This is a genomic window from Pseudomonas sp. 32A, from assembly GCF_052682255.1.
In genome coordinates this window covers 708,943-724,211 of record NZ_JBQYLY010000001.1, presented here as the reverse complement: position 1 = coordinate 724,211, position 15,269 = coordinate 708,943, and the positions used below count along the sequence as shown (strand labels likewise).

General features: G+C 60.1%; 15 protein-coding genes. 6 read left to right on the top strand and 9 right to left on the bottom strand.

Annotated features, from left to right (window positions below):
• Position 1: 1 nt before the first annotated feature.
• From ACUN0G_RS03155 to mrcB, 4 genes are all read right to left on the bottom strand, one after another.
• On the bottom strand, positions 2-1,726 hold the full coding sequence (locus ACUN0G_RS03155) for an acetolactate synthase 3 large subunit (RefSeq protein WP_003212127.1): 1,725 nt from the start codon (positions 1,724-1,726) through the stop codon (positions 2-4).
• A 431-nt stretch (positions 1,727-2,157) separates the two neighbouring features.
• Positions 2,158-2,487 (bottom strand): YqcC family protein, encoded by a 330-nt coding sequence (locus tag ACUN0G_RS03150; protein ID WP_445572665.1) that lies wholly within the window; start codon positions 2,485-2,487, stop codon positions 2,158-2,160.
• Positions 2,487-3,221 (bottom strand): tetratricopeptide repeat protein, encoded by a 735-nt coding sequence (locus ACUN0G_RS03145; RefSeq protein ID WP_258343643.1) that lies wholly within the window; start codon positions 3,219-3,221, stop codon positions 2,487-2,489. The genes ACUN0G_RS03150 and ACUN0G_RS03145 overlap by 1 nt, the downstream gene beginning before the upstream one ends.
• 16 nt (positions 3,222-3,237) lie before the next feature.
• The gene (mrcB, locus tag ACUN0G_RS03140) at positions 3,238-5,562 is read right to left on the bottom strand and encodes a penicillin-binding protein 1B (protein ID WP_063033193.1); all 2,325 of its coding nucleotides are present in this window, start codon (positions 5,560-5,562) and stop codon (positions 3,238-3,240) included.
• 118 nt (positions 5,563-5,680) lie between these two features.
• On the opposite strand from mrcB, the gene ACUN0G_RS03135 reads away from it, so the two are divergent.
• The 3 genes from ACUN0G_RS03135 to ACUN0G_RS03125 all read left to right on the top strand — a co-directional run bounded on the left by ACUN0G_RS03135 (position 5,681) and on the right by ACUN0G_RS03125 (position 8,149).
• Complete coding sequence (locus ACUN0G_RS03135) at positions 5,681-7,237, top strand: bifunctional aminoglycoside phosphotransferase/ATP-binding protein (protein WP_445572664.1); 1,557 nt, start codon at positions 5,681-5,683, stop codon at positions 7,235-7,237.
• 94 nt (positions 7,238-7,331) lie between these two features.
• Positions 7,332-7,676, top strand: a complete 345-nt coding sequence (locus tag ACUN0G_RS03130; RefSeq protein ID WP_258343641.1) for a pentapeptide repeat-containing protein — start codon at positions 7,332-7,334, stop codon at positions 7,674-7,676.
• A gap of 200 nt (positions 7,677-7,876) precedes the next feature.
• Positions 7,877-8,149 carry a TfoX/Sxy family protein gene (locus tag ACUN0G_RS03125; protein WP_010206563.1) on the top strand — a complete coding sequence of 91 codons (273 nt, stop codon included), beginning with the start codon at positions 7,877-7,879 and terminating at the stop codon, positions 8,147-8,149.
• 248 nt (positions 8,150-8,397) lie between these two features.
• On the opposite strand, the gene ACUN0G_RS03120 is transcribed toward ACUN0G_RS03125, so the two are convergent.
• From ACUN0G_RS03120 to ACUN0G_RS03110, 3 genes are read right to left on the bottom strand one after another with little or no spacing between them, the layout of a single operon-like run.
• Entirely contained in the window at positions 8,398-9,165 is a 768-nt protein-coding gene (locus ACUN0G_RS03120) for a heme ABC transporter ATP-binding protein (RefSeq protein WP_445572663.1), read from the bottom strand.
• Entirely contained in the window at positions 9,165-10,202 is a 1,038-nt protein-coding gene (locus ACUN0G_RS03115; protein WP_258343638.1) for a FecCD family ABC transporter permease, read from the bottom strand. Before ACUN0G_RS03115 ends, ACUN0G_RS03120 begins: the two co-directional genes overlap by 1 nt.
• Positions 10,199-11,077, bottom strand: coding sequence for a heme/hemin ABC transporter substrate-binding protein (locus ACUN0G_RS03110; protein WP_421524262.1), 879 nt, complete (start codon positions 11,075-11,077; stop codon positions 10,199-10,201). The genes ACUN0G_RS03115 and ACUN0G_RS03110 overlap by 4 nt, the downstream gene beginning before the upstream one ends.
• Positions 11,078-11,283: 206 nt before the next feature.
• Here ACUN0G_RS03110 and ACUN0G_RS03105 point away from each other — a divergent pair, with 206 nt between their 5' ends.
• Positions 11,284-11,601 (top strand): Rieske (2Fe-2S) protein, encoded by a 318-nt coding sequence (locus ACUN0G_RS03105; RefSeq protein WP_258343636.1) that lies wholly within the window; start codon positions 11,284-11,286, stop codon positions 11,599-11,601.
• Here the strand turns inward: ACUN0G_RS03105 and sfsA are convergent.
• Together sfsA and ACUN0G_RS03095 are read right to left on the bottom strand one after the other, a co-directional pair.
• Positions 11,598-12,311, bottom strand: a complete 714-nt coding sequence (sfsA, locus tag ACUN0G_RS03100; protein WP_421524261.1) for a DNA/RNA nuclease SfsA — start codon at positions 12,309-12,311, stop codon at positions 11,598-11,600. The genes ACUN0G_RS03105 and sfsA overlap by 4 nt on opposite strands.
• Positions 12,311-13,483 (bottom strand): pyridoxal phosphate-dependent aminotransferase, encoded by a 1,173-nt coding sequence (locus ACUN0G_RS03095; RefSeq protein WP_445572662.1) that lies wholly within the window; start codon positions 13,481-13,483, stop codon positions 12,311-12,313. Before ACUN0G_RS03095 ends, sfsA begins: the two co-directional genes overlap by 1 nt.
• Before the next feature lie 321 nt (positions 13,484-13,804).
• Here ACUN0G_RS03095 and dksA point away from each other — a divergent pair, with 321 nt between their 5' ends.
• Complete coding sequence (dksA, locus tag ACUN0G_RS03090; RefSeq protein WP_010174401.1) at positions 13,805-14,239, top strand: RNA polymerase-binding protein DksA; 435 nt, start codon at positions 13,805-13,807, stop codon at positions 14,237-14,239.
• Positions 14,240-14,323: 84 nt separating this feature from the next.
• Complete coding sequence (gluQRS, locus tag ACUN0G_RS03085) at positions 14,324-15,211, top strand: tRNA glutamyl-Q(34) synthetase GluQRS (protein WP_445572661.1); 888 nt, start codon at positions 14,324-14,326, stop codon at positions 15,209-15,211.
• Positions 15,212-15,269 lie beyond the last annotated feature (58 nt).

Here is a 15,269-nt window from a genome sequence, read left to right as displayed (position 1 = left end):
ATTAGGTACGCTCCGTCTTGTTCAGCCACATATCGCGCATGGAGCCGTCTTTGATCTGCATCGGATAGACGTGCTCGCTGGTGTCGACCTGAATATCAAGGAACACCAGGCGGTCCTTCATGGCGAACGCCTCTTCCATCATCGGCTTCAAATCCTTCAAATCGGTGATGCGCATACCGACATGGCCATAGGCTTCAACCAATTTGACGAAGTCCGGCAGAGACTCCATGTAGGAATGGGAGTGACGGCTGCCGTAGCTCATGTCCTGCCACTGGCGAACCATGCCCAGTACGCCGTTGTTCAGGCAGACGATCTTCACCGGCAAACCATATTGCAGGCAGGTCGACAGTTCCTGGATGTTCATCTGGATACTGCCTTCGCCGGTGACGCAGGCAACGTCGGTGTCCGGGAAGCTCAGCTTCACACCCATGGCCGCAGGGAAACCGAAGCCCATCGTGCCCAGGCCACCGGAGTTGATCCAGCGGTTAGGCTTGTCGAACTTGTAGTACTGCGCCGCGAACATCTGGTGCTGGCCGACGTCGGAGGTCACAAAGGCATCGCCCTTGGTCACTTCGCACAGGGTTTCGATCACGGTCTGTGGCTTGATGACGCTGCCGTCGCCCTTGTCGTAAGGGAACAGGCCGCGATCACCGCGCCACTCGTCGATCTGCTTCCACCAACTGGCAACGGAGTCCTTGTTCGGGGCTTCGCCGATTTCCTTCAGCGCAGCGACCATTTCGGTCAGCACGCTTTCCACAGGACCTACGATAGGCACGTCGGCCTTGATGGTCTTGGAGATGGATGCCGGGTCGATATCGATGTGGATGATCTTGGCATTCGGGCAAAACTTGCTCGCGCCGTTGATCACCCGGTCATCGAACCGCGCACCGACGGCGAGGATCACGTCAGCATGGTGCATGGCCAGGTTGGCGGTGTAGCTGCCGTGCATGCCGAGCATACCGACGAACTGACGGTCCGAACCCGGGAATGCGCCGAGGCCCATCAAGGTATTGGTGACTGGCAGGTTGAGCATCTTGGCCAGTTCGGTCAGCGGTGCAGAACCGCCGCCCAGAATCACGCCACCACCCGAGTAGAGCACCGGGCGCTTGGCCGCCAACAGCATTTCTGCCGCCTTGCGGATTTGCCCCGAGTGCCCGCGAACGGCCGGGCTGTAGGAACGCAGCTTGGCTTTCTTCGGGAAGATGTATTCGAATTTTTCCGCCGGGTTGGTCATGTCTTTCGGGATATCGACCACCACAGGACCCGGGCGACCGGACTGTGCGAGGTAGAACGCCTTCTTCATGACTTCCGGGATTTCCGAGGCATGCTTGATCATGAAGCTGTGTTTCACGATCGGCCGGGAGATACCGATCATGTCGGTTTCCTGGAATGCGTCGGTACCAACCATGGTGCTCGCCACCTGGCCGGAAATGATCACCATCGGGATGGAGTCCATATAAGCCGTCGCGATGCCGGTGATGGCATTGGTCGCGCCAGGGCCGGAAGTCACCAGAACTACACCGGCTTTACCGGTGGCACGGGCGTAACCGTCAGCCATATGGGTAGCAGCTTGTTCGTGGCGAACCAGGATGTGGGTAACAGCCGGTTCCTTGAACAGTGCGTCGTAGACATGCAGCAGAGCACCGCCTGGGTACCCGTAGATATAGTCGACGCCTTCGTCACGCAAAAAGCGGACGAGCATCTCACCGCCAGATAAAAGCTCCACGTTGTTCACCTCTAAAACGCCAGAATACCGTCCGTTAAAAACCGACGGGTCTTAATAGGTTTACTTCTCAGCAGAGCATGAGCGACGGTGGTCGCCGACTACGTCAGCACTGACTGAGCAAGTATTGGGAGCGTCCCAAGTGTTGCGGGATTTTCCCACCCAGCGCGAGGTAACGCGTTGCGGGTGTAACAGGTCGGCGCGGGTGTGCGCCTCATGATCTGCTGAGTGGGTCTGCTTCTGGCAGTCCCTCTACAGCGGACTTTGGATTCTTCTGTTTCAGCCTCTCCAAGTCAAGCAATAATTGCGCTTTTTTCCAACTAAGCGCATGAGAACGTAGAAGAAAGCGGCTTGAGGAGGGATAAAACTCGCCTGAATGGCGCAAAGCGGTAGAAATATGCGCAAGACTGCCGGAAAAACCGGCAGCCAGGCAATTAACGAGCGTCGACGATCAGTTGATCGAACTTTTTCAGCGCAGTCCGTAGGCCAAGGCTCTCGAGCGGACGATCGGCGTAAACCATCTCGGCCATTTCCAGAATCCCCGACGCATTGGGCAATGGCAGGTCCTGCTCAAGGATCTGCTTCATCCGTGTCAGGAAAATCCATTGCAGCCACTGGTGAAAGTCCAGGGTGTCAACGGAAAAGGGTTCAACGCTGCTCAAGGCTTCAGCACTGGGGGACACTTCGTCCCACCAGCCCTGCAAGCGCAGCTCGCGCTCGATCAACAACAACTGTACGGCAATCGCCGGAAAGCGTGCATCCATCAGAGGCTTACCTTGGCTTTTTGCCGAGCCTGGGCTGCACCGGCAGCATCGCCCTGCTTCTCACGGGCGTCACCGATCAAGCTCCACAGGCTGGCCTGCAGATCAGGACGGCCATTGGCCAGGGTCAGGCCACGGCGGGCAAATTGTTCTGCTTGCGGGGCATCGCCTTGGGCCATGCGCACCTGAGCCAGGCGGTAAAGCACTTGTGGCTCGCGAGGCGCTACGCGCTGGGCGCGTTCGAGGCTCGACGATGCGCCGTTCAAGTCGCCACCCGACTGCTGTTGTTGAGCAGTAGTCAGCAACGCCAGAACCGGGCCGTCCAACTGCTCATCGGCCGACAAGCCACCGGCGCTGCTGGCGGACGGAATCCCGCTTGGCGTCGACGGCATGTTGTAGGTGCCCTGATTGATTGGCGCCGTTTGAATCGGCGCAGAGTCCGCCGGGCCCGAGGTGCTCGGGCCTGGAGTCCACGGCTGAGTACTGATCGGTGCCGAGGTCGCTGCGCCGGCGCCCGGGATCATCACCACGACGCCCGAATCCTGAGGCACGGCTTGCGCCTTAGCCTGGGCTGGGCGGTTGGTGACGGTTTGACGGAAGCCGCCATTGGCCGAGATCCGGTCGTTGTTGGACACCGTTGTACTGGAATCCACCACCGGAATAGAGCCACGCTCCACGCTGGCGCAACCACCGAGCAATGCCAAAACTGTAATAGCTGGAATCAACAACTTGTTCACGTGAAACCCTCTTTGCTTAATTCATCCAGCCCTTGACCCAATCCATCACCGATTCAGCGCTCGCGGGTGCACTGGCACCGCACGCTGCACCGGGTGGCGGTTCGCTGCCGCGAATATACGGCATCTGCACCGCGCCCGGACAGTTGGCATCGGAACCCTGCCCGGTATGCGGATCGATCCAGGCCTGAACGATATTGTCCGGCTGCGGCATGTTCAGCGGCAGTGGATCGGCCTTCTTCATGAAACTGGTCCACACCTGCAATGCGCCGGTGGCACCGGTGAACGGCGTCTTGCCGTTGTCGTCGCGCCCCAGCCAGACCACCGCCAGCAGGTCCTGGCTGAAACCAGCGAACCAGCTGTCCCGGGAATCGTTACTGGTACCACTCTTGCCAGCCAGTGTCAGATTGGCCGGCAACACGTTGTAGGCCGAGCGTCCGGTACCTTCACGCATAACGCGCTGCATGGCGTTCTGGATCAGGTAGATCGAAGCCGGGTCAAAGCGCTGCTGAATCTGGAACGGATAACGCTTGAGCGGTTCGCCTTCCGCCGTCAAAACGCTGCGGATCCCGCGCATCGGCGTATTGAAACCACCGTTGGCCAGGGTCTGGTACATGGTCGCCACTTCCATCGGGCTCATTGCACCCGCACCCAACAGCATCGACGGGAACGCAGGGAACTCGCGAGTGATGCCCAGCCGACCGAGTGTCTTGAGAACATTCGGCACGCCCAGCTCAAGGCCAAGACGGGAGGTCGAGATGTTGTAGGAATGCGCCAGGCCCTGGTACAGGAAAATCGTACCGTGGGAGCGACGATCAAAGTTATGCGGCGTCCACATCTGGCCATCGGCACCTTTGACCGACAACGGGTCATCGGACAGCCAACTGGTCAGCGTGTACTTGCTCGGTTTTTCCAAAGCAGTCAGATATACCGCCGGCTTGACCAGCGAGCCGATCGGACGCACCGCGTCCAGCGCCCGGTTGAACCCGGCAAAGCTGGCCTGGCGACTGCCGATCATGGCCTGGACCTCACCGGTTTCCGGGTTGGTCACCACCATCGCCGCCTCGACGTCGTCAGAGCCTTTACGGCCTGCCAAGCGTTTGAAGGTGTCATTGACCGAAGCTTCAGCCTTCATTTGCAGGATCGGGTCGAAACTGGTGAAGATCCGCAGGCCTTCTTCGGTCAAGTCTTCGTCACGGTAGTCTTCACGCAACTGGCGTTTGACCAGGTCGATGAAGCCTGGGAATGAGCTGTCGGCAAGCTTGCCGCGGGTGGTCACACCCAGTGGCATTTTCTTCGCGGCAGCGACTTGTTCAGGAGTGGCGACGCCTTGCTGCTCAAGTACATCAAGTACAAGGTTGCGCCGTTCAAGCGCGCGCTCCGGGTTACGACGCGGGTTGTAGTAGGACGGCCCCTTGACCATGCCCACCAACAGCGCCACTTGATGCAGTTTCAACTCGGACAACGGCTGGCCGAAGAAGAACTGGCTGGCCAGACCGAAACCGTGCACCGCACGCTGGCCGTCCTGCCCGACGAACACTTCATTGAGGTATGCCTCAAGAATTTCCTGCTTGCTGTAATGCAGCTCCAGCAACATCGCCATCATGGCTTCGGTCAGCTTACGGGTCAGGCTGCGTTCGTTGGTCAGGTAGAAGTTCTTGACCAATTGTTGCGTCAGCGTACTGCCGCCCTGGGTCATCTTGCCGCCGGAGGTGTTGACCCACACGGCGCGAGCGATGGACTTCGGTGATACGCCCCAGTGGCTGTAGAAATCCCGGTCTTCTACGGCAATCAGGGTATCCAGCAGGTAAGGCGGTACCTGATCGATCTTGATCAGGATGCGGTCTTCCAGGTTTTTCGGATAAATCCCACCGATCATTAAGGGTTCCAGGCGCACCACCGGCAGCTTCGAGCCGTTGAGCGAGGACAGTTCAGCTACATAGTCGCCAGAGAAACGCACGCGCACCGGCTGGGGTTTTTCCAGGCCTTCATAGAACTGGAAACCGCGGGTGTTCAAGTCGACGGTGTTACCGGAGACGGCAGCGGCACCGGGGCCGTTGCTCACGGGTTCGCGGCGATAGCCCAGGGCATCGAGTTCGGTGAGGAAGTCATCCTTGCTCAGCTTCTGGCCGGTGAACAGTTCCAGCGGGCGCGCGTATACCTTGGCCGGAATGGTCCAGCGCTTGCCGGAGAACTTCTCCTGGACCACGGCATCGAGGTAAACCGCGAAGCCGGCGATCACTACAAGCCCTACCAGGCCGAGCTTAAGCGCCCAGCCCAGCCAAGGGCGCAGGCCGCGGGAAGGAGGTTTTTTACGGGAACGGGGAGATCGGGTACGAGTCATGGCGGCGGATTATACGCACTTTATTGATGACCAACATGAGCCGGACAGCGGTTTGCATGACCGTCTGTAGCCGCCATAATGCCCGCCATGAATTTTCCCAGACTCTGAAGGATCGCCCGTGAGCCAGTCCCTGATTGCTGCCCTGCAAAACCCGGCCCTGTTTCCCCATCCGGTGGATCAGTTCCAAGTCATCGAGACCCATATTTCCTGGGTCCTGCTCACGGGTGACTACGCCTACAAGATGAAGAAACCGGTGAATTTCGGCTTCCTCGATTTCACCACCCTGAAAGCACGGGGCCACTTCTGCAATGAAGAGCTGCGCCTCAACCAGCGCCTGACCGATGATTTGTATCTTGAAGTGTTGCCAATCACCGGCAGCGCCGAAGCACCGCAATTGGGTGGCGACGGGCCGGTGGTCGACTACGTGCTGAAAATGCGCCAGTTCCCGCAGAGCCAACTGCTCAGCACCTTGCAAGCCAACGGCGAATTGACCAACGCGCACATCGACGAAATGGCCAGGCAGATCGCGCACTTTCACCTGAACGCCCCGAAAGTGCCGGCCACCCACTCCGCCGGCACCCCGCACGACGTCATGGCGCCGGTGCTGCAGAACTTCGAGCAGATCCGCCCGTTCCTCAGCGACAAAGCCGACCTGGCTCAACTGGATGCCTTGCAGGCCTGGGCCGAAAGCAGCTTCGAACGCCTCAAGCATCTGTTCGAACAGCGCAAGCTCAACGGCTTTACCCGCGAATGCCACGGTGATATCCACCTGGGTAACGCCACGATGATTGATGGCCACGTGGTGATCTTCGACTGCATCGAGTTCAACGAGCCATTCCGCTTCACCGACGTATATGCCGACACCGGTTTCCTGGCGATGGACTTGGAAGACCGTGGCCTCAAAAGCCTGGCGCGACGCTTCATCAGCCAGTACCTGGAGCTGACCGGCGACTATCAAGGCCTGGAAGTGCTGAACTTCTATAAAGCCTACCGCGCCCTGGTACGCGCCAAGGTCGCGCTGTTCAGCATGCCTTCCGAGGCGGACGCCGTGCAGCGTGCTACCACCCTGCGCCAGTACCGCAACTACGCCAACCTTGCGGAAAGCTACAGCACCATCCCTTCGCGCTTCCTGGCCATCACCCACGGCGTATCGGCCGTGGGTAAAAGCCATGTATCCATGCGCCTCGTAGAAGCATTGGGGGCGATTCGCCTGCGTTCGGACGTGGAGCGCAAGCGCCTGTTCGGTGAGCAGAAGGTCGAGAACACCCCACAGGCCGGGATCTACGCCGCAGACGCCAGCGCCGCCACCTATGCGCGCTTGAACGAGATCGCTGACACCGTGCTGCGCGCAGGTTTCCCGGTGGTACTGGACGCGACATTCCTCAAGCGTGAACAACGCGACGCTGCGGCGAAGATCGCCGAGGCCACCGGCGCACCGTTCCTGATCCTCGACTGCAATGCGCCACAGGCTGTTATCGCCGCTTGGCTGGCACAACGTCAGGCGGACAAAAATGATCCGTCCGACGCCACCCTGGCCATCATCGAAGAGCAGCAGGCCACCCGTGACCCACTCAGCGCTGAAGAGCTACTGCTGAGCAAACGCGTGGAAACCAATGAAAGCGGAACCCTCGACGCATTGGTGGCACATATCCGCCAACGTCTGCCGGGCCTGTAAGAAATATTTCTTGGTCGTGTAGCCTTCCGGGGCTCACGGCTGAGCAATAGTGGCACTATAATGGCGTCATAATTCCAACACGGGAGTCGCCATTGTGAGCCATCCGAAGCTACTTGATACCCCGCTGTACGCGCTTCTGCATAAAGATGACATCCGCGGCTTCAACCAGGAGCGTCCGAAAGACGGTCCGATCGATATGCGCGGCGGGGACTTTCGCGGCCTGGACCTGCGCGACCTGAACGCCCAGGGCGTGGATTTCACCGACGCTTATTTCCGCTCCGCCGACTTGCGCGGCCTGGATTTGCGTGACTGCCCACTGGAAGGCGCGAGCCTGGCGCATGCCCAGATCTCCGGCACTTATTTCCCCCCTGAATTGAGCGCTGACGAGATCCTGATGTCCGTCAATTTCGGCACGCGCCTACGTTACCGCACACGGTAAAAGCGCTGTATCGCCTCCCGGTTACGCCCAAGGCGTACCGGGGGCCTCACCCTTTCCTACGCCAAAATCCCCGCCTGCCTTAGAAGCTTTAGGTCGTTGCCGACCAAAGAACTACGCTTTTCCTACTGAGCGCTACACTCCTTTCAGGCTTGCCTGGTCACGATACCCACCGAACCATTCGGCCGTCGCAAGGAGGCTTGATGAATGATGAGCTGCAACACCTGAAAAACCTTGGCAAGACGTCGGCACAATGGCTGCATGCGGTGGGCATCCACAGTGCGTCCGACTTACGCCGTCTGGGGGCTGTAGACGCGTACCGTGCCGTACGCACCCGTGGCTTCAGGGCATCCAAGGTATTGCTGTACGCCATTGAAGGCGCGCTGATGGATGTGCACTGGAATGACATTCCCGCTGAACGCAAGGAGGCTTTGAACCGTCAGCTGGACGCTCTTTCGGCACGCCAAAAGAATTGAGACGGCAACTTGCCCCCACGTTTCCGGGGATTCCAAACGAATGTTTGAGGAAATTCAAAAAGGTCGCAAAAACAAATGTTGACTCTCAAATGAGAATCGTTATGATTATCACAACTGGTCGCGAGATCAGCCGATAACTGAAAGACCATTGGTTCGGACTCTCAGATTATCTCCTCATCAGGCTAATCACGGTTATTTGACCCGGCTCTTGCCGGGTCTTTTTTTGCCTATGAAAAACGGCGGCGATTTCAGCGTGCAATGATCAACGGATGGCCGCGCTCCGGATGCGGCTGCACCAACACATCCAACCCGAATACCGCCTTCAGCGGCTCAGGCCTCAGCACCTGCGCAGGCGTATCCAACGCATGGGGTCGTCCATCCTCCAACAACAGGATACGATCGCAGTAACGTGCCGCCAGGTTCAGATCGTGAAGGATCACCAGCACGGCCGCCCCACGGTCGGCAGAGGTGCGGATCGCCTGCAAGGTTGTGTGCTGGTGCAACGGATCAAGCATCGACGTCGGCTCATCCAGCAACAAGGTCTGCCCCGCCTCACCTGGCCAGAGCTGCGCCAGCACCCGTGCGAGGTGCACACGCTGCCGCTCGCCGCCCGACAACGCCAGGTAGCTGCGCCCGCTCAAGTGGCCGACGTCGGCAGCCTGCAAGGCAGCATTGATGATTTCATCGTCACGCACCCGGCCAGTCTGATGAGGCAAGCGACCCATGCCCACAACCTCTTCGACGCGAAAGGCAAAGTCCAGGGTCGAGGTCTGCGGCAACACCGCCAGGCGCTGGGCACGCTGCGCTCCGCCCCAGTCTTTCAACTCACGCTCATCCAGCCACACACGGCCTTGGTCGGGCTGCAACTCACCGCATAACGCACCGAGCAATGTACTTTTTCCCGCACCGTTGGGGCCCAGCACGCCGAGCACTTCACCTGGCAGCAGGTCCAGGGTGACGTCCGCCAACACGGTTTTGCGCCCACGGCGGATCTGCAGGTCGTCTACTCGCAACATCAGGCGCGCCCTCGTAACAACAGGTAGAGAAAAAACGGCGCACCGATAAACGCGGTAACAATGCCGATAGGTAATTCCGCCGGCGCCAAGGCCAGGCGCGCCACCAGATCGGCAAACAACAGCAAACTCGCCCCCGCCAACACCGAGGCTGGCAGCAGCACCCGATGATCGGGCCCCGCCAGCAGGCGCACCAGATGCGGCACCACCAACCCGACAAAGCCGATCATCCCCGCCGCCGCCACCGCGGCGCCCACGCCCAACGCGGTGCAGAACACCAGCTCGCGCTTGAGGCCTTCAACATTAATGCCCAAGTGGCTGGCTTCCGACTCACCCAGCAGGAGTGCATTCAGCGCCTTGGCCCGGCGCGGTAGCCAAAGGGCGACGCCAGCGCTCACCAGCAACAGCGGCCATAACCGCGAGTAGCTGGCGCCATTCAGGCTGCCCAGGTTCCAGAACGTCAGGGTGCGCAAGGTGGCGTCATCCGCCAGGTAGGTGAACAGGCCCACCGCCGAACTGGCGAGCGCCGTCAGGGCGATCCCCGCCAGCAACATGGTCGCGACATTGGTTTGGCCGTTGCGCCGCCCCAGACGATAGACCAGCGCGGTTACCCCCAGACCACCGAGGAAAGCACACAGCGACAGCAGATAAGGCCCAAAGGCATCCGGTAATCCGCCGAAAAACGAACCACCGACAATCGCAATCGCCGCGCCCAGCGCCGCGCCGCTGGACACCCCTACCAACCCAGGATCAGCCAAGGGATTACGAAACAGGCCCTGCATCGCAACGCCGGAGAGTGCCAGAACCCCGCCGACGGCCAGGCCCAGCAACGTACGCGGCAGTCGAATCTGCCCGAGGATCAACTCCGCCTGTTCCAGGCCGTGCGCGTCGATGGGCACACCCAACAAGCGCAACGCCGCCCGGAGCGTGTCCATCAACGGCAAGCTGACCGGCCCAAGGGCCAATGACAGCCAGATCGCCAATACACACAGCAGACTCAAGCCGATAAACAGGGTTCGCGGTTTAACCAGAGTGGTCATGGGGCGGTTTTAGCCTGGGACGGATAGAACCCGGCAGACAGCTTCACCAGGCTTTGCGGCAAGCGCGGCCCAAGCCCGCCCACCAGCAGCGTCGGGTCCAGTTCATAGACGCGTCCATTCTTGGCCGCCGGCGTCGACGCCAGGATCGGATTTTCCTTGAACAATGCTGTACGGGCCGCATCCCCCGTCAGGGCACGATCGGCAAACACCAGCACTTCAGGATTCAGACCCGCCAGGGACTCCACGGAAAACGGTTTGTAACCATTGTGGGTTGCCAGGTTATGGCCGCCGGCCTGCTGCAACATCCAGTCAGCCGCCGTGTCTTTGCCGGCGATCAGCGGTTTGCCGCCGGCATGCCCCAGCAGCAACAGCACTCCAGGCGCTTTTTGCGTGGCCTGGGCCTTGGTCACCCAGTTCTTTTGTTGATCCAGTTGTTGCTGATAGTCGCTGAACAGCTCCGCAGCTTTGGCTTCACTGCCCAGCAGCTTGCCCAAATGCTGAAGGTTGCCCTGCAGCGTCGGCAGATCCGGCTCGGCCGAAAACAGCTCCACGTTCACACCAGCATTGCGGATTTGCGCCAATACCGGCGGCGGCCCCATTTCCTCCGTACCGACCAGGATTTGCGGGCGCAGGCTCAGAATGCCCTCCGCCGACAACTGACGCTGGTAACCAATGCTCGGCAACGCCTTGAGGGATTCAGGATGCTGACTGGTGGTATCCACGCCCACCAGCTTTGACTCACCGCCCAGGGCCGTCACCCATTCCGACAACGCACCACCGGCGCTGACCCAACGTTGTGGCAGTTCAGAGGCCTGGGCCCCAGCGTTGACCAGCAGTCCGACAACGAGCGCGATAGCACTGGCACTCAGGCGCATAAAAGGGTTTCCTTCCAAGGGGTGAGCCCGCTGAAACACTCGCAATGTGACAGATCAAGGCTGCCCGACATCGTACAGAGCGCCCAGTCAGCTAACGGGCGAAGCCAGCATTTGATAATTGTTTGCATTTGCACGTCAAGCGCCGGGCTCTTCGGCCAAATCAGGATAGCCTTGCAGCCCGCAAACGGCGGCACTTAAGGACCGATATGAAGTTTCTCTGCACCTCCAGCGAACTCGCACCCAACGCCAGCCTCGGTTTCGATATCGACGGCCGCAAGCTGTTTGCCGTGCGCCGCGAAGGCATTGCCTACTTCTATATCAACCGTTGCCCACATCGCGGGGTGCCGCTGGAATGGCAGCCGCACCAGTTTCTCGACCCGAGCGCGAGCATGATCCAGTGCGCCACCCATGGCGCACTGTTTCTGATCGAAAGCGGTGAGTGCGTCGCCGGGCCTTGCGCAGGTCAAAGCCTGACAGCCCTGCCCGGCCGCGAGGACGAACAGGGCCTGTGGGTGCAACTCTAATCGCCGAGTAATACTTCCAGACGGCGGTCGACACAGATTTCCTCTGACGTCACCCGCACGCCATAGGCCAGCACCTCGACGCCCGCCGCCTTGGCCTCACGCAATGCAGCCGCATAAGCGGCATCAATTTCTTCGGCAGGACGCACCGCATCAATCCCCGAGAGGTTGACGCAATACAACTGCACCGCCCGCACACCCTCACGCGCCAGATGCGCCAGTTCTCGCAAATGCTTGGCCCCGCGCTGGGTTACGGCATCGGGAAACGCCGCTGTTGAAGTCCCATCAAACCCGAGGGTGACGCTTTTGACTTCGACATACGCCGCGCCCAATGGGTAATCCAGACGGAAATCGATCCGACTGTTTTCCTGGCCGTAGGCTACTTCGCGCTTCAGCGCCGTAAAGCCGTTGAGCTCAGTGATAACCCCGGCCCGCAGCGCCTCTTCCACCAACTGATTGGCCCGCGCAGTGTTCACACACGCCAGGCGCCCCTGCGGGGTTTCGCTGATTTCCCAAGTGCCGGGCAGCTTGCGCTTGGGGTCATTGGAGCGGCTGAACCAGACTTGGCCACCTTCCACCATGCAATTGAACATCGAGCCGGTGTTCGGGCAGTGAATGGTCAGGAACTCGCCGGTAACGGTTTCGATATCGGCGAGAAAACGCTTGTAGCGGCGGATCAGCCGGCCTTCTTCGAGGGGAGGATTAAAGCGCATCAGCCTTGCCAACTCCGCAAGCCACGGGCAATCCGTTCGACGGCTTCCTGTAGGCGATCAAGGTTTTGTGTGTAGGCAAAACGCACATGATGACCGGCTTGATAGCGACCGAAATCCAGGCCTGGAGTGAACGCAACGTGCTCGGTTTCGAGGAAGTGTCGGCAGAAGGCGAAGGCATCGCCGCCGAATTTGCTGATATCGGCGTACAAGTAGAACGCACCTTCCGGCTCGACAGCGATGCCGAAGCCGAGCTCCCGCAGGGCTGGCAGCAGGAAGTCGCGACGACGACCAAACTCGGCCCGGCGGTCTTCAAGAATATTCAAGGTTTCCGGGGTAAAGCAGGCCAGGGCCGCATGCTGGGCCATGCTCGGTGCGCTGATGTAGAGATTCTGCGCGAGCTTTTCCAATTCACCCACAGCAGCCGGCGGCGCCACCAGCCAGCCCAGGCGCCAGCCGGTCATTCCGAAATACTTCGAAAAACTATTTAGAACGAAGGCTTCATCCTCGACCTCCAGCACGCTGGCGGCATCGGTGCCGTAGGTCAGGCCGTGATAGATCTCATCCACCACCAAATGCCCATTGCGCGCCTTGATGGCGCTCGACAGTCCGGCCAACTCTTCGCGCGTCAGGATGGTGCCGGTAGGGTTGGCGGGCGAAGCGACCAACGCGCCCACGCTGTCCTGATCCCAGTGACGAGCCACCAGGTCGGCGGTCAGTTGATAACGCACGTCGGGGCCGACCGGGACCAATTGCGCCGCGCCTTCCACCAGCCGCAGGAAGTGGCGGTTGCACGGGTAACCGGGGTCTGCCAGCAGCCAGTGCTTGCCGGGGTCCACCAACAAGCTGCTCGCCAGTAGCAGGGCACCTGAACCACCGGGGGTGATCAAAATTCGCTCAGGGTCGATATCCAGCCTGTAGCGCTGCTGGTAGAAACCACTGATAGCCTCACGTAACTCCGGCAGGCCACGGGCCGCGGTATAGCGGGTCTTGCCATTGGCCAGCGCCGCCTGCCCGGCCTTGATGATAGGTTCGGCGGTGGTGAAGTCCGGCTCGCCGATTTCCAGGTGAATCACGTCGTGACCGGCGGCCTGCAATTCATTGGCCCGCGCCAGCAACGCCATGACATGGAAAGGTTCGATAGCGCGACTGCGCGCACTGTAGGGCTGAGCCATTAGCCTTCCTTAACTGTGAGGACAAACCCCGATTCTACCCAACCCGCCGCACAAAACCTGCTCTATTGCCCGAAGCCATGTAGCACGCACGGCGAGCAACTACCTGCAAAACAGCTAAAATCAACATTCGAGACCGTACAAGCCCGCCCCGCTGGGGCCTGCGGCGGTTTTCAACCCTCAAGAGAAGGTGCCTCGACAACCGGGAGTGGCGCACCCTGAATCTATCTGGTAAGTTCGCCCGCTTGCAGCCGCAGGGCCGGCAGGTGTCGGTGATGTTGCAATCCTGCGCAATGGATTAGAAGAGTGAGAGGCGGTCCATTCATGCCCACCCAAGCAAAGCAACAGAGCATCAGCGGCTTCCAACCCTACGTCGAATCGAAGGGTGAGGAATACATGGGCAAGCCCATGCGCGAACACTTCTCCAAGATCCTGAAGCAGTGGAAACAGGACTTGATGCAAGAGGTTGACCGTACCGTTGACCATATGAAGGACGAAGCGGCCAACTTCCCTGACCCGGCAGACCGTGCCAGCCAGGAAGAAGAGTTCGCCCTTGAACTGCGCGCCCGTGATCGCGAGCGCAAGCTGATCAAGAAAATCGACAAGACCCTGCAACTCATCGAAGACGAAGAGTATGGCTGGTGCGAGTCCTGCGGCGTCGAGATTGGTATTCGCCGCTTGGAAGCGCGTCCTACCGCCGACTTGTGCGTGGACTGCAAGACCTTGGCTGAAATCAAGGAAAAACAGGTCGGCAAGTAATCATCGCCGAGCTGTACAAATGGGGCGTGCGAACGCTCCATTTTTGTTTCTGGCGTTTGCTGGTTTTCCAGTAATATCCGGCCCATGACAGCCTCCTCCTATATCGGGCGTTTCGCCCCCACGCCCAGCGGACACCTGCACTTCGGCTCCCTGGTCGCTGCCCTCGCCTCCTACCTCGACGCCCGCGCCAATCAAGGCCGCTGGCTGATGCGCATGGAAGACCTCGACCCGCCACGGGAAGAACCTGGCGCCCAGGCCGCAATCCTCAATGCCCTTGAACGCTACGGCTTCGAATGGGATGGGGAATTGGTCCGACAAAGCGAGCGGCACGATGCCTACGCCGAAGTGCTCAACCGCCTGTTCAATCAGGGCCTGGCCTACGCCTGCACCTGTTCGCGCAAACAACTGGAACCCTACAACGGGATTTATCCCGGCCTGTGCCGCAATGCCGGGCATGACCAGCAAGATGCCGCCATTCGTCTGCGGGTGCCGGAGTTGGACTACCACTTTACCGACCGTGTACAAGGCGAATTCCGACAGCATCTGGGGCGCGACGTAGGCGATTTCATCATCCGCCGTCGCGATGGCCTGTATGCCTACCAACTGGCGGTGGTGCTCGATGACGCCTGGCAAGGTGTGACCGACATCGTGCGTGGCGCCGACCTGCTCGACTCCACGCCGCGCCAGCTGTACCTGCAAGAACTGCTGGGCCTGCGCCAACCGCGTTACCTGCATGTGCCCCTGATCATCCAGCCGGACGGTAACAAGCTGGGCAAATCCTACCGCTCACCGCCCTTGCCCACCGACCAGGCCACGCCTTTGCTGTTAAGAGCGCTGCGTGCCCTGGGCCAGCCAGCGGACGACGAACTGAACCACGCCAGCCCACGTGAACTGCTGGATTGGGGCATTGCGCACTGGGACGCCGCACAGATCCCGCGCACACTCACGCTGGCCGAAGCGCAATTGCGCTGAAGGCGCTTGCAGCTTGCGAGCCATCCGTTACCATCGCTCATACAAAAAATCGTTATAT

What these genes read in the sequence shown, in the direction of transcription:
- ACUN0G_RS03150 (WP_445572665.1), bottom strand. Translation starts at nt 2,487, where the DNA reads ATGGATGCACGCTTTCCGGCGATTGCCGTACAGTTGTTGTTGATCGAG.
- mrcB (WP_063033193.1), bottom strand. Translation starts at nt 5,562, where the DNA reads ATGACTCGTACCCGATCTCCCCGTTCCCGTAAAAAACCTCCTTCCCGC.
- ACUN0G_RS03125 (WP_010206563.1), top strand. Translation starts at nt 7,877, where the DNA reads ATGAATGATGAGCTGCAACACCTGAAAAACCTTGGCAAGACGTCGGCA.
- ACUN0G_RS03120 (WP_445572663.1), bottom strand. Translation starts at nt 9,165, where the DNA reads ATGTTGCGAGTAGACGACCTGCAGATCCGCCGTGGGCGCAAAACCGTG.
- ACUN0G_RS03115 (WP_258343638.1), bottom strand. Translation starts at nt 10,202, where the DNA reads ATGACCACTCTGGTTAAACCGCGAACCCTGTTTATCGGCTTGAGTCTG.
- ACUN0G_RS03110 (WP_421524262.1), bottom strand. Translation starts at nt 11,077, where the DNA reads ATGCGCCTGAGTGCCAGTGCTATCGCGCTCGTTGTCGGACTGCTGGTC.
- ACUN0G_RS03105 (WP_258343636.1), top strand. Translation starts at nt 11,284, where the DNA reads ATGAAGTTTCTCTGCACCTCCAGCGAACTCGCACCCAACGCCAGCCTC.
- sfsA (WP_421524261.1), bottom strand. Translation starts at nt 12,311, where the DNA reads ATGCGCTTTAATCCTCCCCTCGAAGAAGGCCGGCTGATCCGCCGCTAC.
- ACUN0G_RS03095 (WP_445572662.1), bottom strand. Translation starts at nt 13,483, where the DNA reads ATGGCTCAGCCCTACAGTGCGCGCAGTCGCGCTATCGAACCTTTCCAT.
- dksA (WP_010174401.1), top strand. Translation starts at nt 13,805, where the DNA reads ATGCCCACCCAAGCAAAGCAACAGAGCATCAGCGGCTTCCAACCCTAC.
- gluQRS (WP_445572661.1), top strand. Translation starts at nt 14,324, where the DNA reads ATGACAGCCTCCTCCTATATCGGGCGTTTCGCCCCCACGCCCAGCGGA.